Genomic DNA, 23720 nt, shown 5'->3' with positions numbered 1-23720 from the left:
GTGATGTTTATAACTTTGATTCAATCTGTGGGTTATCGGTCTCTTATTATTAAAGAAGACGATGATAAGCAGGAGTTTACCGTCTGCCGGGAGTGTGAAACAATCAGGTTATCTTAGCATTTCAGTTTATCGAGGTAGTCCGGTGATCGATGATGATGGCTACCGCCCGAATGTGGGTATTGTAATTTGTAATCGGCAGGGGCAGGTGCTGTGGGCCCGCCGCTACGGCCAGCACTCCTGGCAGTTTCCACAGGGGGGGATCAACCCTGGTGAAACGGCGGAACAGGCGATGTACCGTGAGCTGTATGAGGAAGTCGGACTGCGTAAAAGGGATGTGCGTATTCTGGCTTCGACTCGAAGCTGGTTACGCTATAAATTGCCAAAACGTTTGGTGCGTTGGGACACAAAACCCGTCTGTATCGGCCAGAAGCAAAAATGGTTTCTGTTGCAGTTAATGTGCAATGAATCTGAGATCAACATGCAAAGCAGCGGTACGCCGGAATTCGACGGCTGGCGCTGGGTTAGCTTTTGGTATCCGGTGCGACAGGTCGTCTCCTTTAAACGCGACGTCTACCGACGGGTCATGAAGGAGTTTATCTCCTCAGTGATTCAATTACAGGAGCATTCGGCCCGGTCGCCATCCAGTCCCCGACGTAAGAGAGGATAATTCAGCTCACCATGCTTACGCGCCTGCGAGAAGTCATTGAAAAAGTCGCCGCGACGGCGCAGTTACCGGATGCGCTGGATATTTTGGTCAGCGAAATTTGCCTGGCGATGGACACTGAAGTTTGTTCTATTTACCTGGCTGACCACGATCGTCATTGCTACTACCTGATGGCGACTCGGGGGTTGAAAAAACCTCGCGGTCGTCCTGTCACCCTCGCCTTCAGCCAAGGAATTGTCGGATTGGTCGGCGAACGCGCCGAACTCATCAATCTGGCCGATGCCCAAAGCCACCCCAGCTTCCAATTCATTCCTGCCGTTCGGGAACAGCAATTCCGTTCTTTCCTCGGCGTACCAATTATTCATCGGCGTCAGCTGCTGGGCGTTTTGGTCGTGCAGCAAAGGGAACTGAGACAGTTCGATAAAAACGACGAATCTTTCATGGTGACGCTGGCGACGCAGATGGCGAGCATTCTGTCCCAGTCTCAAATCAAAGCGTTGTTTGGGCAATACCGGCAAACGCGGATCAACGCGCTGGCCGCCGCACCGGGCGNGGCGATCGCCTCCGGCTGGCAGGACCGTAGTCAGCCCTCGCTGGAGCAAGTTTTCCCTGCGTCCAGTCTGGATAGCGATCGTGAGCGTTCGCGCCTGCTCTTGGCGATGGAAAACGCTGCCGCGGAGTTCCGTCGTTACAGCAAACGCTTCAGCGCCAGCGCGCAGAAAGAAAGTGCCGCGATTTTCGATCTCTACTCCCATTTGCTTAATGACGCCCGGCTAAAGCGAGAGCTGAGCCAGGAAGTGGATACCGGAAGTTCGGCAGAGTGGGCGGTCAAGGTGGTCATCGAGCGATTTTCCGCGCAATTCGCCTCGCTGCAAGATACTTATCTGCGTGAACGTGCCAGCGACCTACGCGCGCTGGGGCAGCGGCTTCTGTTTCATCTGGACGATAGCATTCAGGGTACGGCACAGTGGCCGGAGCGCTTTATTCTGGTGGCGGATGAACTGACGGCGACGCTGCTGGCCGAACTGCCGCAAGACAGGCTCGCCGGGATCGTCGTTCACGAAGGCGCCGCCAACTCGCATGCCGCAATCTTGGTCAGGGCTATGGGGATCCCTACCCTGATGGACGCGGATATTCAGCCGGCTTTGTTACATCAGCGGCTGCTGATCCTTGACGGCTACCGCGGTGAATTACTGGTCGATCCCGAGCCGGTGCTGGTACAGGAATATCAGCGCGTACTGGATGAGGAGTTGGAGCTCAACCGGCTGACGGAAGATGACGGCAATCGCCCGGCCATGCTGAAAAGCGGCGAGCGGGTGCGGGTTATGCTTAATGCCGGCCTCAGCGCCGAGCATGAAAAACGCTTCATCAATCAGGTGGACGGCGTCGGCCTGTACCGCACGGAAATTCCCTTCATGGTACAAAGCGGATTTCCCTCAGAGGATGAGCAGGTGGCGCAGTATGAAAGCATGCTGCGCCTTTATCCTGAAAATCCGGTCATGCTGCGAACGCTGGATATCGGCGCCGACAAGCCCTTGCCCTATATGCCAATTAGCGAGGAGAACCCGTCTTTGGGATGGCGAGGCATTCGCGTGACGCTCGACCAGCCGGAAATTTTCCTGATTCAGGTGCGCGCTATGCTGCGCGCCAATGCGGAGCTGGGCAATCTGCATATTTTGCTGCCGATGATCAACAGTCTGGATGAGATCGATGAAGCGCGTCGGCTGATCGAGCGCGCGGCGAGGGAAGTCGCGGAGATGTCGAATTGCACGCAGCCCCGACCGCGTATCGGGATTATGATAGAAGTCCCCTCGATGCTGTTCCTGCTGCCTCATCTCAGTTCGCGCATTGATTTCGTTTCGGTGGGAACGAACGACCTCACGCAATATCTGCTGGCGGTGGATCGCAACAATCCCCACGTTGGCTCTCTGTACGACAGCCTTCATCCCTCGATGTTGCAGGCCTTGAATCTGATCGTCACGCAGTGCCGCCAGCAGCGTTTGCCGGTGTCGGTCTGCGGGGAGATGGCAGGGGAGCCGATGGGCGCATTGTTGCTGATTGGCATGGGTTATCGTTCGCTGAGTATGAACGGACGCAGCGTGGCGCGTATCAAGTATCTGCTGCGTCACATTGAGCAGGACGAGGCGGGGCGGCTAGCGGAAAAAGTGCTGACGGCGCAGACCGCCACCGAGGCGCGACAGTGGGCGTCGCTGTTTATTGAAGAGCGAGGCCTGGGCGGCCTGATCCGCGGCGGCCGATGACGTTGCGTCACCGCAAATCATGAAGCGATGTTTTACAGATCTTTTGCTGCAACACCGCCATGAGCCCCGATACGTTATGCTATTATGCGCAACCGCGAAATGCGGCAGGCGTTCCTCCGGTTTTCCTGCCTTTGGCCGAGCCCGTAATCAGGGACAAAACAACGAGAATGTGGTGATTGATGACGACGAACTATCTGGAATTTCCTCAATTTGATCCGGTAATTTTTTCCATCGGTCCTGTATCGCTGCACTGGTATGGTCTGATGTACCTGGTTGGTTTTGTCTTCGCCATGTGGCTGGCGGTTCGTCGAGCGAACAAACCGGGCAGCGGCTGGAAGAAAGACGAAGTTGAAAACCTGCTTTATCAGGGGTTTCTCGGCGTGTTTATCGGCGGTCGCGTGGGATACGTGCTGTTCTATGCTTTTTCCAGCTTCCTGGAAAATCCGCTGTACCTATTCAAGGTCTGGGATGGCGGCATGTCGTTCCACGGCGGTCTGATCGGCGTGATTGTCGTCATGCTGTGCTTCGCCTACCGCACCCAACGTCATTTTTTCCAGGTCTCCGACTTCATTGCGCCGCTGATCCCGTTCGGCCTTGGCGCGGGGCGTCTGGGCAACTTTATCAACGGTGANCTCTGGGGGCGCGTGACGACCGACACGCCGTGGGCGATGCTGTTTCCCGGTTCGCGCGGCGAAGACGTCGTGCTGGCGGCGACGCATCCGGAGTGGCAGGCTATTCTGAATCAGTATGGCGTGTTGCCGCGNCACCCATCGCAGCTGTATGAACTGCTGCTGGAAGGGATTGTCCTGTTTATCATTCTCAATCTCTTTATCCGCAAACCGCGCCCTATGGGCAGTGTGTCCGGCCTGTTCCTGATCGGCTACGGCATGTTTCGTATCATCGTCGAGTTTTTCCGTCAGCCGGACGCGCAGTTAGGGCTTTTCAGCGGCATCATGAGCATGGGACAAATCCTGTCGATTCCGATGGTGCTGGCAGGCCTTCTGATGATGATTTGGGCTTATCGCCGTCAGCCAGCCCGGCAGTGATGGCAACGATTCAATTTTTAAATGAGGTAGTATGAAACAGTATCTGGAACTGATGAAAAAAGTGCTTGATGAGGGGACGCCAAAAGACGACCGCACGGGCACGGGTACGCTGTCGATTTTCGGTCATCAGATGCGTTTCAATTTACAGCAGGGATTCCCGCTGGTCACGACTAAACGCTGTCATTTGCGCTCTATTATTCACGAGCTGCTGTGGTTCCTGAACGGCGATACCAACGTCGGTTATCTACATGAAAATAAAGTCTCCATTTGGGACGAATGGGCCGATGACAATGGCGACCTGGGGCCGGTGTACGGCAAGCAGTGGCGCGCGTGGGGCGCGGCGGATGGCCGTCAGATCGATCAGTTGGAAAGAGTGATGACCCAATTGAAGCAGGATCCGGACTCCCGCCGTATCATCGTTTCCGCCTGGAACGTGGGCGAGCTCGATCAGATGGCGCTGGCGCCTTGCCATGCGTTCTTCCAGTTTTATGTTGCTGACGGTAAGCTCTCTTGTCAGCTTTATCAGCGCTCGTGCGATGTCTTTTTGGGGCTACCGTTCAACATCGCCAGTTATGCGCTGCTGGTACATATGGTGGCGCAACAGTGCGATCTGGAAGTTGGCGATTTCGTTTGGACGGGGGGGGATACGCACCTGTATAGCAACCATCTGGAACAGGCGAATTTACAACTGACCCGCGAGCCGCGTCCGTTGCCGAAATTGATCATCAAACGTCGTCCCGCCTCCCTGTTTGACTATCGTTTCGAAGATTTTGAAATCGAAGGTTACGATCCGCATCCGCCAATTAAAGCGCCTGTCGCGATCTAGTCGTTCGTTTGGGGCGTGAGCGCCTCTTTCCCTGCCGCCGGCGGCATCGCTCGTTATCGCCGGCGTTGATATCAGCGTCCTTGGTTACTCATAAAATATCCTGTGGGCGCTTCGCCGACAGGTTTTTTTATGTCCGCGACGGTTTTTGCGAACCGCTTCGCATTTAAAAAGTAATAAACTGTTTTCGCTTCAAAAAATCTACGCGGCGCTGCGCAAAGCCGATACCATTTTGCTGTCGGAAATAGGTATTGTCGCTACACTGAGCGACATGAAAAAGTGCAATGGATGGCAACAGGGGTTCACCCTGCTGGAGTTAGTGATGGTAATTGCGGTGATATCACTCCTGGTCGGCGCAGGGCTACACAGCTGGTTGGGATATCGACAGGCGATGTTGCTGGAGCAGAATGCCCGGCAGTTGCTGAGCGTAGTGGGGCGGATACAAACGCAGGCCAATTGGCGTAACGAAACGCTGATAGCACGGATACAGCGTGTCGGTGAGCGTTGGTGCGTAGGGCCGGGAACATCAAGCAGCGACTGTCCGGCGGGCAGCGCGCTTTTTTTTATCCCGACATCCCGCGACGTTGAGCTGGTTGACGCTACGGCGCAGCAGTTTGCCTTCTTTGGTCTGCGTCACACGGCTCAATCGGGCCATTTGACCTTGGGTAATGCGGCGGGTCGTATCCGATTGGTGCTCTCCGTGCGCGGAAGATTAAGGTTGTGCAGTGAAGGACGGTCGCTGTTGGGTACCCCTTTATGCTGACGCCGGATAAAAAATGTCGCTTCTGCGGTTTTTCTTTGCCGGAAGTCATGCTGGCGCTCGGTATTGTCAGCATCATCATTCTCGCAGTCGTACAGCTATTTGCTGTACTGAACAAGCAGAGCCAGCAGGGACTTAACGCGTTCCGTCTTGAGCAGACGCTCAGTCAGGCTTTATCTGTTATCGAGAAGGATATCCTTCGCGCGGGGTTTTGCGCCGGGAACTGCCGGAGCGAGGCGATTACGTTGAGCTCCGACAGCGTGAATCCGGCCCAGAGTTGCCTGACGATATCGTACGACGTGAACCGTAGCGGTCACTGGGATCCCGGTGAACGGTCTGAGGGCGAATTTTTCAGCTACCGCCTGCGCAACGGCGCTTTGGAGGTCCAGACCGGCTACGCCCGGTGCCGGGGAAAGCGCTGGGATAAATTCTTCGACCCAAATGAGGTGACCATTACCGGCTTTCATGTCTCTTCACAACAAGGCAGTCGAGGGACCTTATATCTGCTGGGGCTTTCGGGCTACTGGACCGACAGACCGCACATTAAACAGCAGGTGCAGCGATGGGTCGGGAGACGCAATCATGATGCCGTCTAAACGTCACCAGTCAGGCAATGCCCTGATGATCGTTATGGTGCTGATCTCCCTTGGCGTGTTACTGCTGGTCGGTATGCAAAAACAGCTGGAAACATGGATAGAACAGGGCAAGGACGAGCAGCATTATTGGAAAGCCTACAACCAGGGGCTGTCGTCTCTTGAATGGGGCATCAGCCAACGTTGGCGGGATAACGGGGATGTATGGCAGTGCCGTACGCTCTCGATGGACCATCTGCGGGTGTGTCTGCATTTATCTCCCTCAGGCAATCAGGGCATACTGCGCGGTGAGGGGCAGTTGGAGGTGGATACTCCGCCGCTCAGGTTGTATCAACGCGTCGCGGCGCAGACGATCGACGGAGCCGTGCTGCTGCAGGCGATGTCGCAAGGATGGCTCGACTTCTGCCCGGAACCGGAGGCGCGTTATTGTGTCGTTCATTAAGAAGTTATCGTTCGACGGAAATCAAAGCGGGTTCAGCCTGCTCGAAACGCTGATTGCCGCAGTGCTATTCTCAGTTTCTCTGACCGGATTATTGCAATATCATTTAATACTTCAACGGTCATTACAGTACCAATGGCAGCAGCGTCAGGCCTGGCGGTGGGTCAATGAGCAGCTAGAGGCGCAGGACGCAGGCGTGCCCGTTCAAACCGTCNCCGCGTCATTGCCTGAAGGCTGGACCAGTTCATTGAACGTGCAGCCTTATGGCCCGCAATGCCAGCGGGTCACGGCCGCCGTGGTGACGCCGCGGCACTATTCCGCCTCGCTCACCCGTTGGCTTTGTTATCCGCTGACGGAAACTGAAGAGCCAATCTCGAATACATCATAATCGGCATCGAACGGTCAGGAGTCACCATGTTCACGGTTTACCACTCCAATCAGCTGGATATATTGAAGGAGCTGACGGCGGCGCTGATGCAGCAGCAACCACTTACCGACCCTTTCCAGCCGGAAATGGTGTTAGTGCAAAGCCCGGGTATGGCGCAGTGGCTCCAAATCGAACTGGCCGAAAAATTTCACATCGCCGCTAATATCCAATTTCCTCTGCCGGGCGTCTTTTTGTGGGACATGTGTCGGCGTCTGATCCCCGAAATCCCCAAGGAGAGTGCCTTTAGCAAGGAAGCCATGAGCTGGAAGCTGATGCATTTGCTGCCCCAGCAGTTGGATGACCCTGCTTTTGCTCTGCTGGCCCACTATTTGGAAGAGGATGGCGACGATCGCAAGTTGCACCAACTGGCCGGGCGCACGGCTGATCTGTTCGATCAATATCTGATTTACCGCCCTGACTGGATTATGCGTTGGCAGCAGGGGCTAGATGTGGATGAGGCCGGAGATGCCCAGCAATGGCAGGCGCCGCTCTGGCGGCGGCTGGTGGAGTACACGCAATCTCTGGGACAGCTTGAATGGCACCACACTATCCTCTATCAGCGATTTATCCAGGTACTGGAACAGGCGGAAAACCGTCCTGCCGGACTGCCGGATCGCGTATTTATCTGCGGTATTTCCGCATTGCCGCCGGTCTATTTGCAGGCGTTGAATGCGCTGGGCAAACATATCGACGTACACCTGTTGTTTACCAATCCTTGTCGCTATTATTGGGGCGATATTCAGGACGAGACGTCTCTGGCTCGTCTGAAAGGACGCCAGTGGCGCTTGTATCAGAATCGGCGGATAACGTCTGAAAGCCGGCCGTTATTCCGCGATCCGGCGCGTGCCGAATCCCTGTTTAAAGATGATGGCGAGCAGAATGTAGGTAACCCGCTGCTGGCCTCATGGGGCAAGCTTGGGCGTGACAATTTGCATCTGCTGGAGCAGTTGGATGAGACGAACGGCGTCTCTGCGTATGTGGATATTGACGCGCAACATCTGCTTAGCGCGCTACAGCGGGATATTCTGGAGCTGGAAGATAGCCGTCTCGTCGCGACCGGTGAGAAGAGCGAAATTACACAGCCGCCAAACAGTAGCGTAGAAACGAAACGCCGCAAACGGCCGCTGATGCCGGGTGATCGCTCGGTATCCGTTCATGCCTGTCACAGTCCGCAGCGTGAAGTGGAAGTGTTGCATGACCAACTGCTGGCGATGATGGCGGACGACCCTGAGCTGATGCCGCGCGACATCATCGTGATGGTGGCGGACATCGATAGCTATTCGCCGTTTATTCAGGCGGTATTCGGCAACGCGCCGGAAGATCGCTATCTGCCGTTTTCCATTTCAGATCAGCGCGCGCGTCATGCGCATCCCGCCTTGCAGGCGGTGCTGACACTGCTGGAGCTGCCGACCAGCCGATTTATGGCGGAACAGGTTTTGGCGCTGTTGGAAGTTCCGGCGCTGGCGAACCGATTCGGCATTCACGAAGAGGGGCTGAGACGCCTACGGCTTTGGGTGACGGAGTCCGGCATTCGCTGGGGGCTGGATGACGACAACGTTCGGGAGCTGATGCTGCCGCCGACCGGCCAGCACACCTGGCGCTTCGGCATCACGCGTATGCTGCTGGGGTATGCGATGGACAGCCATGCGGGAGACTGGCGGGGTGTGCTTCCCTATGACGAGTCCAGCGGGCTGATCGCCGAACTTGCCGGGCAATTGGCGGACTTGCTGATGCAGCTGAGTCAATGGCGGCAGCGTTTGCAGCAGCCGCGTACGCTGGAAGAGTGGCAACCGCTGTGCCGCCAATTAGTCGATGATTTCTTTTTGCCGGACGGCGACGCTGAAGCGGCGTTGACGCTGATCGAGGAGCACTGGCAGCAGATCATCAATACCGGCATGCAGGCGCGCTATCCGCAGCCCGTGCCCGTCGCGCTGTTACGCAGCGAGCTGGCGGGCAGGCTCGACCGGGAGCGGCTCAGCCAGCGTTTCCTGGCTGGCGCAGTGAATTTCTGTACGCTAATGCCTATGCGCTCAATCCCTTTCAAGGCGGTCTGCCTGCTGGGGATGAACGACGGCGTTTATCCGCGTACGTTGCCGCCGCTGGGGTTCGACCTGATGTCGCGGCACCGCCGCCGCGGCGATCGCAGCCGGCGGGAAGATGACCGTTATCTGTTTCTGGAGGCGTTGCTGTCGGCGCAAAACCGGCTCTATATCAGCTATATCGGGCACTCCATCCAGGACAATAGCCGGCGCTTTCCCTCCGTACTGGTCAGCGAACTGCTCGACTACATCACCCAAAGTTACTGCGTGCCGGGCGATGAATATCTGGACGGTGATGTCAGCGCAGAGCGTCTTTTGGCAACGCTCTGCTGTGAGCATCCGCGGATGCCGTTCGATGCGGATAACTTTATCGCTGAGGGCAGGCCGCAGAGTTTTGCCGCTGAGTGGCTGGCGGCGGCAGGGCGTGAAGGCAAAAGCCAACCGCCGTTCGACCTGCCGTTGCCGGAGCAGCACTACAGCGAAGTGACACTGGATGAACTGAAACGTTTCTATCGTCATCCTGTCCGCGCGTTTTTCCAACTGCGTCTCGGCGTGAATTTTGTGCTCGACGATCAGGAGCTACGTGAAGAGGAGCCGTTTTGGGTCGATCACCTCGATCGTTATCAAATGAATACTTTGCTACTGAACGAACTGATCAACGATGGCGACGCGGATCAGCTGTATCGGCGTATGCGTGCGGCCGGGACGCTGCCTTATGGCGCCTTCGGCGAGCTGTATTGGCAGACGCAGATGGATGAAATGCGCAATCTGGCGGCTCGCGTGCGCGAAGAACGGCAGTTGGCGCTGTTGGACAGTCAGGAGCTGGATATCACGCTGGACGGCGTGCGCGTCACCGGCTGGCTGACGCAAATTCAGCACGACGGCCTACTGCGCTGGCGTCCCGGTAAAATTTCGCTGGTGGACGGCATGATGCTGTGGCTGGAGCATCTGGCCTACTGTCTGAATGGCGGACAAGGCGAAAGTCGGATCTATGGACGCGACGACAGCGGCTGGCGTTTTCCCTCACTGAGCGAGGCGCAGGCGCGGGAATGTCTGGCATTGATGATTCGCGGCTATCAGCAGGGAATGAATCAACCGTTGCTGCTGCTTCATCGCTCCGGCGGCGCCTGGCTGAACGTCATTTACGATCGTAAAAGCGACAGCCTGCAGACCGATGAAGCCGCCCTTAATAAGGCGCAGCAAAAGCTTCTGGAGGCGTGGCAGGGAACCTTCAACCTGTCAGGCGAAGGGGAGGATTATTACCTGCAGCGCATCGTGCGGGAGATGGACAGTGAAAGGATTGATCAGGTGACGGCTGCGGCGAAGACATGGTTACTCCCCGCCGTTCGGTTTAATCAGTTTTGAACAGTAGCGGGGGGGATGACGCGAAGGAATGGAGGGCGTCGAAAAGAACGCCGCGCGGTGGCTTCGTCACACGACGGCAAGGCATCACGGCGGGACAGCGTCAACGGCAGGTCATACCCATGCCGGATGTCTACCTATATCGGCATCGGGCGCTCTTAGCAGTAACATCGTGTCGACCAGGATTCGACGAAATGAGGCGCGCGTTAACCGAAGTGGCGCGGCTGCGTCATGCCGTCACCGCACGTAGCCCATCGTTGTTGTCTATGGCATTAATGCTTATACCGAATGATTTCAACCTGAAGCTCGATATCTCAATCTTGCGGCGGATTAACCGCGTCAACAGGCTGATGGATAAGACGGCGGCGGCTGGAGAGGCGCGTCATTTAACCATCAGCGCCTTAAAACACATCTTGTCNCCTCTGCAGGCGGAACAATCATGACGACAGTGACTGCGCATAGTCTTAATGTATTCACGCTGCCGCTGTCCGGCGAGCGGCTGATTGAAGCGTCGGCGGGAACGGGCAAAACCTATACGCTTTCCGCGCTTTATCTACGTTTGCTGCTGGGGCTGGGCGGTGAACATGCTTATCCTCGTCCTTTACTCGTCGAAGAGATTCTGGTGGTCACCTTCACGGAGGCGGCGACGGAAGAGCTGCGTGAGCGTATCCGTAGAAATATTCATGAGCTTTATCTCGCCTGTGTGGGGGGGAAGGACGTCGATGCGCTCATGCTGCAACTGCTGGCCGAGATCCCGCAGGAGTGGCATAGCGAGGCGGCCGAGGTGCTGCTGCGCGCGGAGCGGCAGATGGATGAAGCGGCCATCTACACCATTCATGGTTTCTGCCAGCGTATGCTGACGACCCACGCCTTCGAATCCGGCATTCTGTTCGAACAGCGGCTGCTGGAAGATGAACAGCCGTTGCGCCGTCAGGCCTGCGCCGACTTCTGGCGTCGCCACTGCTATCCGCTGCCCCTGGACGTGGTCAGGGCAGTGAGCGAACAGTGGGCAGGGCCGGAGGCCTTGTTGCAGACGTTGGTCCCCTATCTGCATGGAGAAATGCCGACGCTGCGTCAGCCGCCGCAGCAGGAAGAAACTTTGCTGGAGCGGCATCAACGGATCGTTGCCATCATTGACGCCTTCAAACAGACGTGGCGCGAGGCGTCCGACTTGGAGGCGCTGATTCGCGGATCCGGTGTAGATAAACGACGCTACAGCAGTCGTAACCTGCCCAACTGGCTGCGCAAGGNGGGCGAGTGGGCCGAGCAGCCGACGCAAGGTTATCAGCTACCGAAAGAGTTGGAACGTTTTAGTCAGCAGGAGCTGATTGAGCGGACGACGAAAGGCGAGCCGCCGATTCACCCCGTATTCAGCGCGGTAGAACGGCTGTTGCAGGAATCCCTGACGCTAAAAGATCTGGTCATCTGGCTGGCGCTTAAAGAGATCAAGCGCACGGTGCGGGAGGAGAAGCAGCGGCGGGNGGAGCTGGGCTTCGACGATTTGCTGGGGCGTTTGGATGAAGCGCTGCAGCAGCAGGAAGGCGGCCAATTAGCAGAGGCGATCCGCACGCGTTATCCGGTGGCGATGATCGATGAGTTTCAGGATACGGATACCCAGCAATATCGCATCTTCCATACGATCTATGCTGACCAGCCGCAGTGCGGCTGGCTGATGATCGGTGACCCGAAACAGGCGATTTACGCGTTTCGCGGCGCGGATATCTTCACCTACATGCGCGCGCGCGCAGAGGTGCCGTCGCACTATACGCTCGACACCAACTGGCGCTCGGCGCCCGGTATGGTGGATGCGGTGAATCAACTGTTTCAGCGCGTCGAATCTCCGTTCATCTTCGAACAAATTCCGTTTCTGTCTGTTAATTCGGCCTCGAAAAACCACGCTTATGCTTTTGTAATGGAAGGCGCAAGAATGCCGGCGCTGCAGTTCTGGCTGAGTAGTCGGGAAGGCTCTGGAGTCGGCGAATATCAGCAGGTGATGGCCCGTCAGTGCGCGGGACAGATCCGCGACTGGCTGAGCGCCGGACAGTCGGGGCAGGCGTGGCTGGNGGATGGACACGGTGAGACCAGGCCAGTACGGGCGGCGGATATCACCGTATTGGTGCGCAGCAGACGAGAGGCGATGTTGATCCGTCAGGCGTTAAACCGTCTGCACATTCCATCCGTCTACCTGTCCAACCGCGATAGCGTATTCGCCACCGTGGAAGCGAGAGAGATGCTGTGGATTCTGCAGGCGGTGCTGGCGCCGGAACAGGAGCGCGCGCTGCGTGCGGCAATGGCGACCACGATTATGGGGATGGATGCGCCGTCCCTGGATGCGCTGAGCCGTAGCGAAGCGAACTGGGACGCGCTGGTGGATGAGTTCGCCCGCTACCGCCAACTCTGGCTGCAACGCGGCGTTCTGCCGATGTTACGCGCGCTGATGACGCATCGTCGACTGGCGGAGGATGTGCTGGCGAGCGCCGATGGCGAGCGCCGCCTGACGGATATCCTGCATATCGGTGAATTGTTGCAGGAGGCCTCGGCGTCGTTAGACAGCGAACATGCGTTGGTGCGCTGGCTGGCCCAGCAAATCGCCCAGCCTAACCCACAGGCGGAGAACCAGCAGCTGCGGCTGGAAAGCGACCGCCATCTGGTGCAGATAGTGACCATTCATAAGTCCAAGGGGCTGGAATATCCGCTGGTCTGGCTGCCCTTCATCGGCAACTTTCGCCCTCAGCAGGAGGGGATTTACCACGACAGGCAGAATTTTCGGGCCATGTTGGATCTGCAAAACGGCGAAGAGAGTCAGCAACTGGCGGAAGAGGAACGGCTGGCGGAAGATTTACGGCTGCTGTACGTGGCGATGACCCGAGCTATTTATCACTGCGCGGTCGGGGTAGCGCCGCTGTTTCAGGGTACAAAGAAGAAAGAGGGCGAAAGCGATATGCACCACAGCGCGCTGGGCTACCTGTTGCAGCGCGGTCAGGCGGCTACCGCGGAGGCGCTCATCGCCGAACTGGAAGGCATGGTCGGTGAGGATATCGCGTTAAACATGGCGGCTGCGCAAGATGAGCAGCCGTGGCAGCCGGAGTCGGCGCTGCCGCCGTCGCTAGAGGCAAGGCGCAATACCCGACGGCTGCGCGACGGCTGGCGGGTGACCAGTTATTCAGGGTTGCAGCAGCACGGTTCCGATACGATCCAGGCGCTGTTGCCCCGTTTTGATATTGACTCGATGGGCGAAGCGGCGGAAGAGGAGATGGCAGAGCGTTCGCCGCNCTCGTTTCCGCGCGGCGCGGCGCCGGGGACGTTTCTGCACAGCCTATTTGAAACGTTGGACTTCACCCAACCGATCGACGACGCGTGGCTGTTGGAACAGCTGCGGCAATATGGCATCGAGGATGAGTGGCTGTCGGTGCTGAAGCCCTGGATGGAGAATGTTCTGACGCTCCCGCTTAACGATGACGCCATTCGGCTCGCCGAGCTGGATAACGGACATAAANAGGCCGAGCTGCAATTCTATCTGCCGATCCAGCGGATGCTCACCGCCGATGCGTTGGACCGCCTGATCAGACATCACGATCCGCTCTCGGCGCTCTGCCCGGCGTTATCGTTCCAGCAGGTCAAAGGCATGCTGAAGGGATTTATCGACCTGGTGTTTGTCTGGCAGGGACGCTACTACCTGCTGGACTATAAATCCAACTGGCTGGGGCATGACGCCAGCGCCTATACGCAGGACGCCATGATGCGGGCGATGGCGGAGCATCGGTACGACCTGCAGTACCAACTCTATACGCTGGCGCTGCATCGTTATCTGCGACATCGACTGCCGAATTACGACTATGAACAGCACTTCGGGGGCGTGTTTTATCTGTTTCTGCGCGGCGTCAGCGCCGAGCATCCCGGTAACGGGATCTATTTCACGCGTCCTTCTCGGGCGTTTGTCGACGATATGGATGATTTGTTTTGCGGCGAAGAGTTAACGGAGGGCGCGCATGTCGGGCATGATTGAGCTGTTGGAAGAAGCCCGTCAGCGGCGATGGTTACGTCCGCTGGACGTGCAGTTTGCCCGGATGCTGGCGGAAGACGATCAGCCGCATCTCCTGCTGGCGGCGGCGTGCCTCAGCGCCTACGTCGGCGCGGGGCACGTTTGCCTGCCGCTGTCTAAGCTTCATCCCAACGCGCTGTTTGACGGGCGCGATCGGGCGCTGGCTCAGGAGATTTGGCAACGGTTAGGAAAGCCGGACGAGGCCGAATGGCGACAGCGTCTGTTGAGCGATCCTGCCGTTGGCGAGGGAGAAGCGGTGGCCCCGCTGGTTTTTCAGCAGGACAACCTCTACTTGCAGCGCAGCTGGCAGGGTGAGAGCCGTGTCGCCCAGTTTATCGCCGGTAATCGCGCTGAAACAGTCTACGACGAAGCCCGTATCCGGGCGGTGCTGGATGAGCTGTTTCCTGCGGCTGAGGGCGAAGCTGACTGGCAGAAGATCGCCGCCGCGGTCGCCTTGACCCGACGGATTGCGGTGATCTCCGGCGGGCCTGGCACCGGTAAAACGACGACGGTCGCCAGACTGCTGGCGGCTTTGATTGCGTTGCAGAAGGGACCATCGCCGCGCATCCAACTGGCGGCGCCGACCGGAAAGGCGGCGGCGCGTCTCACCGAATCCTTAGGCAGCGTGTTAAGTCAGCTGCCGCTCAGCGACGCCGAGCGGTTGGCTTTTCCGCAAGAAGCCACCACNCTGCACCGCCTGCTGGGCGCGGTGCCCGACAGCCAGCGCCTGCGCTATCATCAGGACAATCCGCTGCACTTGGATGTCCTGGTGGTGGACGAAGCCTCGATGGTCGATCTCCCGATGATGGCGAATCTGATAGCCGCGCTGCCGCCGCAGGCTCGCATCATACTGTTAGGCGATCGCGACCAGCTGGCTTCGGTTGAGGCCGGGGCGGTGCTCGGCGATATCTGTCGTTTCGCCGAACAGGGTTACAGTCAGCAGCGGAGTCAGCAGTTGAATCGCCTTACCGGCTGCACGCTGGAGTCGGGATCGGCGGCGAACGCCTCGGTGGCCGACAGCATTTGTCTGCTGCGCAAGAGTTACCGTTTCACGGCGGACTCGGGCATAGGACAGCTGGCGAAGGCAGTAAATCGGGGCGACGAGGCCCATCTGCTGGCCGTTTTGCAGCAGGGGTATGGCGATATCGCCTGTCTGCCGCTGGCGGATAACTCAGACTATCAGCGCCTGCTGGATCAGGCGGTGGAGGGATATACGGATTATCTTCAGCGTATTGCCAGCGGCGACGCCCCGGAGCAGGTATTGCAGGCCTTTCAACGTTACCGACAGCTGTGTGCGCTCAGAGAAGGACCGTTTGGTGTCGCCGGGCTGAATCAGCGTATTGAACGCGCGCTGCAGATGGCGGGATTGATTCAACGGCCGACGCTCAACGGTGGACGCTGGTATGTGGGCCGCCCGGTGATGATTGAGCGCAACGACGCGGTGCTCGGGCTTTTCAACGGCGACATCGGCATCAGTATGACAAACGAACAGGGCGAGCTGCGGGTCTATTTCCAACTGCCCGATGGGCGAACCAAATCGGTTGCGCCCAGCCGACTGCCGCCGCATGAAACGGCCTATGCGATGACCGTGCATAAGTCCCAAGGCTCCGAGTTCGAACACACGGCGCTGGCGCTGCCTAACCACTTTCTCCCTGTTCTGACGCGGGAGTTGGTGTATACCGCCATTACTCGCGCCCGCAAGCGGCTGTCGTTATTTAGCGATGGGGCGATACTGTGCCGGGCGGTCAGCACGCCGACGCAGCGCTACAGCGGACTCGAGACACGCATTCGCTCTTTGATGGCGGAGTAGAGGGTCGAAAGAAGAAAGGGTTGGGGAAATGGGCGGCGCGAAAGGACAGTGCTTTCGCGCCGGTCTGGCCTGGCGATAACGCTTTAGAGATCCATGACCAGTATTTTCGAACGGCGCTGATAGTTGTACAGCTCCTGCTTGCGCCGTGGCAGCATGGCGACCTCGGCGGGCTGGAAACCGCGCTCCTGGAACCAGTGAATACTGTGCGTCGTGAGCACGAACAGGCGCTTAAGCCCCTGATGACGAGCCTGGCTTTCAATGNGATGCAGCAGTTGGTCGCCGCGGGAAGAGTTACGGTATTCCGGGTGGACCGCCACGCAGGCCATCTCGGCAATGCTTTCTTCAGGAAACGGATAGAGCGCCGCACAGGCGATGGTGAGGTTGTCCCTGACGACCACGGTGAATTTGTCGATTTCCATTTCCAGCTGTTCGCGGGAGCGGCGCACCAGAATGCCCTGCTGTTCCAGCGGATGGATCAGTTCCAGAATTCCCCCGATATCGTTGATGGTTGCACGGCGAACCTGTTCGGCGCTTTCCATAACGACCTGCGTCCCGATACCGTCGCGGGAAAACAGTTCCTGCAGCAGCGCGCCATCTTCCTGATAGCTGATGAGATGGCTGCGTCGCACGCCGCTGCGGCAGGCTTTCACCGCGCCGCGCAGGAAACGCACGACTTCGGAATTGAAGTCTTCCACTTCTTCCTGGCTCTGGATCAGGTGCTGCGCTTCTTCCGGCAGTATTTCGGAAATCACGTTGCCGTTTGGGTCAGTGACGCCTTGTCCGGCGCAGAACCCGATCATCTTTTCTGCCTGCAGTTTTATCGCTAGCTGTGTCGCGACTTCTTCTGAGGTCAGGTTGAAGCTTTCGCCTGTTACGGACACCGCGACGGGGCCAAGCAACACGATGGCGCCGCTTTCCAACTGGCGGTGAAGCGCCTCTTCATCGATACGGCGAATGCGTCCGCTGTGACAGTAGTCCACGCCGTCATCCACGCCGAGCGGCTGGGCAATAACGAAATTGCCGCTGACGACGTTGATATGTGCGCCTTGCAACGGCGTATTGGTCAGGCTCATCGACAGACGCGCGGTGATGTCCAGTTGCAACATGCCGGCGGCTTGCTTCACCAGTTCGAGCGTGGTGCTGTCGGTAATGCGAGTGTGTTTGTGGTAGGTCGGTTCGCAATGGTGGGCGACCAGGTTGGCGTCGATCTGCGGTCGGGCGCCGTAGACCACAACCAGCTTGATGCCCAGGCTGTGAAGCAGGCCGATGTCGCTGACGATATTGCTGAAGTTTTCATGCTCGATCGCTTCACCGCCTAGCATGATGACGAACGTTTTGCCGCGATGCGCGTTGATATAAGGAACTGTATGGCGGAAGCCTTGAACCAGTTCTGTACTACGTTCCTTCACTGCGAGCCCCCTGAATTTTTATTCGGTATTTTTGTATTTTTATGCTTAATAGCATAAAAGGCAAGCATTTCATCGCCCGCATTTGTTCACGTTGCAACTCCAATATGCAGGCTTAACCGGGAAACTTTTTTCATGACAGTATGGGGCAGATTCGATAAAGTTTCGGGCATTTCTGAAAAACATAACCTTTTCCATCGTCATTAATTGTTACCCCGTACGTAAACCGGAGCCGCATGTCTGATTCGAATCACCCTCTGACCCGCCGACGACTATTGCAGGGTGCGGCCGCGACCTGGCTATTGAGCGTTACCGGCGTTGGTCTCGCCGCCACTTCTCAGGTCATCGCCGTGCGTATTTGGCCGGCATCGGCCTATACTCGCGTCACGTTGGAATCCAGCCATCCTCTGAAGTATCGGCAATTTATGCTGGATAATCCCCGGCGGTTGGTGGTGGACATCGACAACGTCTCGCTGAATAGCGTGCTGAAAAATGTAGGCCAACGCTTCAATCAGGGCGACCCCTACATTAAGACCGCGCGGGCAGGGCAGTTCGATAAGCAGACGGTGCGACTGGTGTTGGAGCTGAAACAGCAGGTCAGTCCCAAAATGTTTGCGCTATCGCCGGTCGCCGGGTTTAAAAATCGTCTGGTGCTCGATCTTTATCCCGTCGAAGGGCGTTACGACAATGCGGAAGACCCGCTTCTGGCGCTGCTTGAGGACTACAACAAAGGCGATCTTGGACGCACTCTGCCGCAAGAAGCGCCGCTCGCAGGGAAGCCGGGCCGGGAGAGGCCGTTGGTGGTGATGTTGGATCCGGGGCATGGTGGGGAAGACCCCGGCGCGATCGGAAAAAATCGGACGCGAGAAAAGGACGTGGTGCTACAGATTGCGCGCCGCCTGAAAGCCTTGATCGATCGCGAGCCGAACATGAAAGCGTATATGACGCGTAATGAAGACGTGTTTATCCCGTTGCAGGTGCGTGTGGCGAAAGCCCGCAAACAGCGGTCCGATTTGTTTGTCTCCATTCACGCGGATGCGTTCACCAACCGTGCGGCTAAAGGATCTTCAGTTTTCGCGTTGTCGAAAAAGGGGGCGNCCAGTTCCGCCGCGCGTTTTCTGGCGCAGACTCAGAACGAATCGGATCTCATCGGCGGCGTTAGCATGAGCGGCGATCGCTATCTCGATCACACGATGCTGGACATGGTGCAGACACTGACTATCAGCGACAGCCTCAAGTTCGGCGGAGAAATTCTGCGCCGGATGGGGAAAATCAACCATCTACATAAAAATAGCGTCGATCAGGCGGGATTTGCGGTACTAAAAGCGCCGGATATTCCCTCGGTTCTGGTGGAAACCGCCTTTATCAGCAATCCGGAAGAAGAGCGTAAGCTGCGTACCGCACGATTCCAACAGCAGGTGGCGCAATCAATCCTCGAAGGGATCAAAGCGTATTTCGCTCAGCGAGCCAGATAGGTTAGGGAGTCGATAGTGCAGGGAGGACGGGCTGAGGCGCGTTCATCCCTGTTTGGAGCCTTCGGGAATCAGCTGGCCTTAAAACGCAAAAAACACCCGTTAAGGNGTTTAATGATTGGTTGCGGGGGCCGGATTTGAACCGACGACCTTCGGGTTATGAGCCCGACGAGCTACCAGACTGCTCCACCCCGCGTCCGTATTCTGACTTTTCTTTCTTACTGCTTTCACTTCTTAGGCATAAATTGGTTGCGGGGGCCGGATTTGAACCGACGACCTTCGGGTTATGAGCCCGACGAGCTACCAGGCTGCTCCACCCCGCGTCCGTNTTATGGCTTTTCTTTCTCACTACTTTCACGTTTTAAACGTGAATTGGTTGCGGGGGCCGGATTTGAACCGACGACCTTCGGGTTATGAGCCCGACGAGCTACCAGGCTGCTCCACCCCGCGTCCGTGGAAGCGCACTATACTCTCCAAGCGTTTCTATGCAACCCCTTTTTAGCAAAAATCAATGATTTCACTTGTCTTTGTTTGTTTCTTCATCTATTGACGTAAACCTGGTAGGGGGATTGATAACGCTGAGGGGATTGGCATGAGGTGTCGGCCGCATTTCATTTTATCCACCCGTTTGTTATCGTTCCGTGTTGCACACCACTTGAGAAGAGAGCGGGGAAAGATGAAAGGATGGCGAAGCGGTTATGTGTTGGTCGGCTTAATGATCGCCGTTTTGGCGGGATGCCAGAGTCGGCCTACCGATCAGGGGCAGCAGTATAAAGACGGACATCTCACTCAGCCTCTGAAAATGGTGAACGAGCCGAACACGCGCGGCAAGCCGATTAACGCCGGCGACTTCGCCAGTCAGGTCACGCACATTCAGACGGATTCTCCCACTCTTTACAGCAACAATAACGCTACGTTCCAGGCGATCCAGAACTGGATGCTGTCGGGCGGCGATACGCGTGAGCTGAGCAAGTTTGGTCTGGGGTCGTGGCAAATGGAAGGCGTAGACGGCTTCGGCAACGTTCAGTTCACCGGCTACTACACCCCGGTAGTGCAGGCGCGCTACACCCGGCAAGGGGAGTTCCAGTACCCCATCTACGGCATGCCGTCGCGCGGCAAGAAAAACCGCCGTCTTCCCGATCGCGCGGGCATTTATGCGGGCGCGCTCAGCAATGCTCCAATTTTGGGCTGGAGCAACTCTTTGATGGACAACTTCATGATGGAGGTTCAGGGGAGCGGGTATGTCGACTTTGGCGATGGTCGCCCTCTGACGTTCTTTGCCTACGCGGGCAAAAATGGTCATGCCTATCGCAGTATCGGCAAAGTCCTCATCGATGAAGGTGAAGTCGCAAAAGAAAACATGTCGATGCAGGCGATTCGTCACTGGGCGGACACTCACTCTGAACAGGAAGTTCGCNAACTGCTGGAACAGAACCCTTCCTTTGTGTTCTTCAAGCCGATGGATGCGGCGTTAGTGCGCGGCGCGAGCGCGGTGCCTTTGATCGCCAAGGCTTCCGTCGCCTCCGACCGCTCGCTAATCCCCGAAGGCAGCGTGTTGCTGGCGGAAGTCCCGCTGCTGGATGATCAGGGCAAATTCAACGGCAACTATGAAATGCGTCTGATGATTGCGCTGGATGTCGGCGGTGCAATCAAGGGGCAGCACTTTGACATCTATCAGGGGATCGGCCCTGACGCGGGTCATTCCGCCGGTTTTTATAACCATTACGGACGAGTCTGGGTATTGCGTAATACGCAGCCGCAAAGTTCCGGGCTGCTGCTGAGCTCTTCGCCGGCGCAAAACACGAACGGCGGGTTACTCGGAAAGCCGCCGGTAGTGTCCTTCTCTCAGTAATGACATAATGACAATCATGACGTCGGGCGCGGTTGCCGCGCCCGCTTCGTCATGGTTGCGCTCGGATAACGAATTTGCCGCCGAGCAAAAATTTCATTTCATCTCTCTCTCCGCAAATGCCTCGCTCTGCGTTATTATCCTCGCCGTTTGTTTTCTACAGGTCGTATCCCGTAAAGGTGGTGAGTCATGAGTTCACGGTTATCTGAAAGCTATCTGCAGCGCTTCGGCGGCACAGCTCGACTGTATGGACAGCAGGCGCTGTCGCTGTTCGCCGAGGCTCACGTTTGCGTAATCGGCATCGGCGGGGTGGGCTCTTGGGCGGCGGAAGCGCTGGCGCGGACGGGCATCGGCGCGATCACTCTGATTGATATGGACGATGTTTGCGTCAGTAATACCAACCGACAGATTCATGCGTTGCGTCAGCATACCGGACAGCCGAAAACGGCAGTGATGGCGGAGCGCATTCTGGCGATCAATCCAGAGTGTCAGGTGACCTGCGTGGACGACTTTATCAGCCCTGACAATATGGCGGAGCTGTTGAATAACGAATTCAGCTATGTGATCGACGCCATCGACAGCGTGCGGGCGAAGGCTGCGCTATTAGCGTACTGCCGGCGCAACAAGATCCCGCTCGTCACCNCCGGCGGTGCTGGCGGGCAGATCGATCCTACCCGTATCGCCGTGGCGGATCTGGCTAAAACCATTCAGGATCCGTTGGCCGCCAAGCTGCGTGAGCGTCTGAAGCATGATTTCAATATCGTGAAAAACAGCAAGGGCAAGCTGGGCATCGACTGTGTATTTTCCTGTGAACCGCTGGTTTACCCTCAGCCGGACGGCAGTGTGTGTGCATCTAAACAGAGCGCCGATGGCGTTAAACGGATGGACTGCGCGTCTGGGTTCGGCGCGGCGACGATGGTGACCGCCACCTTCGGATTTGTGGCGGTTTCTCATGCATTGAAAAAAATGATGGCGAAAGCTCAGCGTCAAAACAGCCTGTAATCAGCACTCCAGGTTCGCAATTTCCTGGATTCTGGCGGCTAGCGCCGCCAGTCCGGCTGAGCGGGACGCGCTCAGCTGAGCTTTCAGACCCAGAGTTTCCAGCAACGCCAGCGGATCCTGCTGCTGCAATTGCGCTGCGGTTTTTCCTTCAACGGCCGTGAGCAGTATCGCCAACAATCCGCGGACGATGCGACCATCGCTGTCGCCATAGAAATGCAGAGCTCCGGACGCTTCTCGTTCGTATCCCAACCAAACCTGATTTTCACACCCAGATAGCGCGATGGCGGACTGCTTTTTCTCTTCGGGTAAGGAGGGAAGCTGTTTGGCCAGCAAGATGATCTGGCGATAGCGATCTTCCCAACTGCGGCAGGCGCAGAAACGTTGGCGCAGATCGTCTTCTGTAATGTCGGAGCCGAAAGGATGGTGAGTCGGATTTGAAGTCATGTCGTTTAGTCCAGCAGCAGAGCGAGCGCTTTGCGCAACCCATTGATGAGTTGCGTCACGTCTTGCTCATTGTTGTAAGGCGAAAAAGAGGCCCGCAGCGTGCCTTTGACGCCGAGGGCGGCCATCAGCGGTTGTGCGCAGTGATGGCCGGCGCGCAGCGCAATGCCGTCTTCCGCCAGCAGGGCGACGAGATCGCTGTGGTGTACGCCGTCAAAAGTAAAGGAGAGCAGGCTGCTACCGGCGCTTCGCCAACTGCGAAAGCCGGGCAGTGTCATCAATGCTTTCTCCGCCTGATCGGCCAACGCAGCGCTGTGCTGTTCGGCCGCGTAGCGGTCGTAGTTTTTCAGCCATTCAAGGGTGCCCGATAGGCCGATGACGCCGGCGATATGCGGCGTGCCTGCTTCGAATTTCTGCGGACCGTCTTGAGGAACGAAGCCGTCGAAAGAGACGTCCTGCATCATCTTCCCCCCGCCTTGCCAGGGCGGCATCTCGGCTAGCAGCTCGGGTTTACCATACAGGACGCCGACGCCGGTGGGGCCATACAGCTTGTGGGCCGAAAACGCATAAAAATCGATATCTAATGCAGAGACATCCACGGGCGTATGCACTATTCCCTGTGCGCCATCGACCACGNCGACGGCGCCAGCCTGATGCGCCAGCGTAACGGCGCGTTGCAGGTTCGGTTGCCCGCCGGTGACGTTGGACATCTGGGTAATCGCCAGGATTCGTGTTCGAGACGACAGCAAAGCGGGCAGACGTTCGACGTCTGGCAGCAGATCGTCGCCCAGAGGCAGTTTGACGACGCTCGCGCCGGTTTGCCGGGCCACCATCAGCCAAGGCAAGAGGTTGGCGTGATGTTCGGCCTCGCTGACCACAATTTCGTCACCAGGCGAGAGCAGAGGACGGGCAAAACTTTGTGCCACCAGATTGATGGACTCAGTCGCCCCTCGCGTCCAGATGACACTGTGCGGATCGGAGGCGCCGATCAACTCCGCCACTTGCTGTCGCGTGTCCTCAAAGCATTGGGTCAGTCGTTGCGCCCAGCGATGCTGGCTGCGATGCACGTTGCCGCTCTGCAAGCGGTAGTAGCGGCCGACGGCGTCAATCATTGCCTGAGGTTTAAGCGCGGTAGCGGCGCTGTCCAGATAGACGCCGGGCTGCTGTAGCGCAGGGAACTGCTGGCGAAAGTGGGGGGCGTTAAACGGTATCATGACTGTCCTCTGTTAAGGGGCAGATCCTGTCCCATTTTTCAGGGTTAGACAAGTTTCGGACAATACTTAC

Annotated in this window: 17 protein-coding genes and 3 tRNA genes; 14 read left to right on the top strand and 6 right to left on the bottom strand. The window is 57.4% G+C overall.

Annotated features, from left to right (window positions below):
• Positions 1 to 142: 142 nt before the first annotated feature.
• The 11 genes from rppH (at position 143) to recD (ending at position 16266) form a co-directional block, all read left to right on the top strand.
• Positions 143 to 667, top strand: a complete 525-nt coding sequence (gene rppH / locus RZ35_RS08735) for an RNA pyrophosphohydrolase (protein WP_026742958.1) — start codon at positions 143 to 145, stop codon at positions 665 to 667.
• An 11-nt stretch (positions 668 to 678) separates the two neighbouring features.
• On the top strand, positions 679 to 2925 hold the full coding sequence (gene ptsP / locus RZ35_RS08730) for a phosphoenolpyruvate--protein phosphotransferase (protein WP_026742957.1): 2247 nt from the start codon (positions 679 to 681) through the stop codon (positions 2923 to 2925).
• A 179-nt stretch (positions 2926 to 3104) separates the two neighbouring features.
• The gene (gene lgt, locus RZ35_RS08725; RefSeq protein WP_026742956.1) at positions 3105 to 3971 is read left to right on the top strand and encodes a prolipoprotein diacylglyceryl transferase; all 867 of its coding nucleotides are present in this window, start codon (positions 3105 to 3107) and stop codon (positions 3969 to 3971) included.
• 31 nt (positions 3972 to 4002) lie between these two features.
• Positions 4003 to 4797, top strand: coding sequence for a thymidylate synthase (gene thyA / locus RZ35_RS08720; protein WP_026742955.1), 795 nt, complete (start codon positions 4003 to 4005; stop codon positions 4795 to 4797).
• Positions 4798 to 5065: 268 nt separating this feature from the next.
• Positions 5066 to 5557, top strand: coding sequence for a prepilin peptidase-dependent protein (locus RZ35_RS08715; protein WP_026742954.1), 492 nt, complete (start codon positions 5066 to 5068; stop codon positions 5555 to 5557).
• Entirely contained in the window at positions 5551 to 6150 is a 600-nt protein-coding gene (locus RZ35_RS08710) for a prepilin peptidase-dependent protein (protein ID WP_026742953.1), read from the top strand. The genes RZ35_RS08715 and RZ35_RS08710 overlap by 7 nt, the downstream gene beginning before the upstream one ends.
• Positions 6137 to 6589: a YgdB family protein gene (locus tag RZ35_RS17820; RefSeq protein WP_235195097.1), complete on the top strand. Its 453-nt coding sequence runs from the start codon at positions 6137 to 6139 to the stop codon at positions 6587 to 6589. The genes RZ35_RS08710 and RZ35_RS17820 overlap by 14 nt, the downstream gene beginning before the upstream one ends.
• A complete protein-coding gene (locus RZ35_RS17815) occupies positions 6576 to 6974 on the top strand; it encodes a prepilin-type N-terminal cleavage/methylation domain-containing protein (RefSeq protein WP_051625517.1) in 399 nt (132 codons plus the stop codon). Before RZ35_RS17820 ends, RZ35_RS17815 begins: the two co-directional genes overlap by 14 nt.
• A 26-nt stretch (positions 6975 to 7000) precedes the next feature.
• A complete protein-coding gene (gene recC / locus RZ35_RS08695) occupies positions 7001 to 10417 on the top strand; it encodes an exodeoxyribonuclease V subunit gamma (protein ID WP_026742950.1) in 3417 nt (1138 codons plus the stop codon).
• Positions 10418 to 10853: 436 nt separating this feature from the next.
• Entirely contained in the window at positions 10854 to 14420 is a 3567-nt protein-coding gene (gene recB / locus RZ35_RS08685) for an exodeoxyribonuclease V subunit beta (protein WP_026742948.1), read from the top strand.
• Positions 14413 to 16266, top strand: a complete 1854-nt coding sequence (recD, locus tag RZ35_RS08680; protein WP_026742947.1) for an exodeoxyribonuclease V subunit alpha — start codon at positions 14413 to 14415, stop codon at positions 16264 to 16266. The genes recB and recD overlap by 8 nt, the downstream gene beginning before the upstream one ends.
• 83 nt (positions 16267 to 16349) lie before the next feature.
• Here recD and argA read toward each other — a convergent pair whose 3' ends face one another.
• Complete coding sequence (argA, locus tag RZ35_RS08675) at positions 16350 to 17675, bottom strand: amino-acid N-acetyltransferase (protein WP_026742946.1); 1326 nt, start codon at positions 17673 to 17675, stop codon at positions 16350 to 16352.
• A gap of 233 nt (positions 17676 to 17908) precedes the next feature.
• Between argA and amiC the strand changes: the two genes are divergently transcribed.
• Positions 17909 to 19147 (top strand): N-acetylmuramoyl-L-alanine amidase AmiC, encoded by a 1239-nt coding sequence (gene amiC, locus RZ35_RS08670; protein ID WP_026742945.1) that lies wholly within the window; start codon positions 17909 to 17911, stop codon positions 19145 to 19147.
• A gap of 116 nt (positions 19148 to 19263) precedes the next feature.
• Here the strand turns inward: amiC and RZ35_RS08665 are convergent.
• The 3 genes from RZ35_RS08665 to RZ35_RS08655 all read right to left on the bottom strand — a co-directional run bounded on the left by RZ35_RS08665 (position 19264) and on the right by RZ35_RS08655 (position 19594).
• Positions 19264 to 19340, bottom strand: a tRNA-Met gene (locus RZ35_RS08665).
• Between the two features lie 50 nt (positions 19341 to 19390).
• Positions 19391 to 19467: transfer RNA gene (locus tag RZ35_RS08660), tRNA-Met, on the bottom strand.
• A 50-nt stretch (positions 19468 to 19517) separates the two neighbouring features.
• Positions 19518 to 19594 (bottom strand) — tRNA-Met (locus RZ35_RS08655).
• Between the two features lie 226 nt (positions 19595 to 19820).
• Here RZ35_RS08655 and mltA point away from each other — a divergent pair.
• Both mltA and tcdA read left to right on the top strand, forming a co-directional pair.
• On the top strand, positions 19821 to 20996 hold the full coding sequence (mltA, locus tag RZ35_RS08650) for a murein transglycosylase A (RefSeq protein ID WP_026742944.1): 1176 nt from the start codon (positions 19821 to 19823) through the stop codon (positions 20994 to 20996).
• Positions 20997 to 21182: 186 nt separating this feature from the next.
• Complete coding sequence (tcdA, locus tag RZ35_RS08645; protein ID WP_026742943.1) at positions 21183 to 21995, top strand: tRNA cyclic N6-threonylcarbamoyladenosine(37) synthase TcdA; 813 nt, start codon at positions 21183 to 21185, stop codon at positions 21993 to 21995.
• Here tcdA and csdE read toward each other — a convergent pair whose 3' ends face one another.
• Positions 21996 to 22439, bottom strand: a complete 444-nt coding sequence (gene csdE / locus RZ35_RS08640; RefSeq protein WP_026742942.1) for a cysteine desulfurase sulfur acceptor subunit CsdE — start codon at positions 22437 to 22439, stop codon at positions 21996 to 21998. It lies immediately after the preceding gene.
• 5 nt (positions 22440 to 22444) lie between these two features.
• Positions 22445 to 23650, bottom strand: a complete 1206-nt coding sequence (csdA, locus tag RZ35_RS08635; protein WP_026742941.1) for a cysteine desulfurase CsdA — start codon at positions 23648 to 23650, stop codon at positions 22445 to 22447.
• Positions 23651 to 23720: the final 70 nt, after the last annotated feature.

It is taken from the genome of Lonsdalea quercina subsp. quercina (assembly GCF_000688655.1).
Taxonomy (GTDB): Bacteria; Pseudomonadota; Gammaproteobacteria; order Enterobacterales; family Enterobacteriaceae; genus Lonsdalea; species Lonsdalea quercina.
This window is presented reverse-complemented; position numbering and strand designations above follow the sequence as displayed.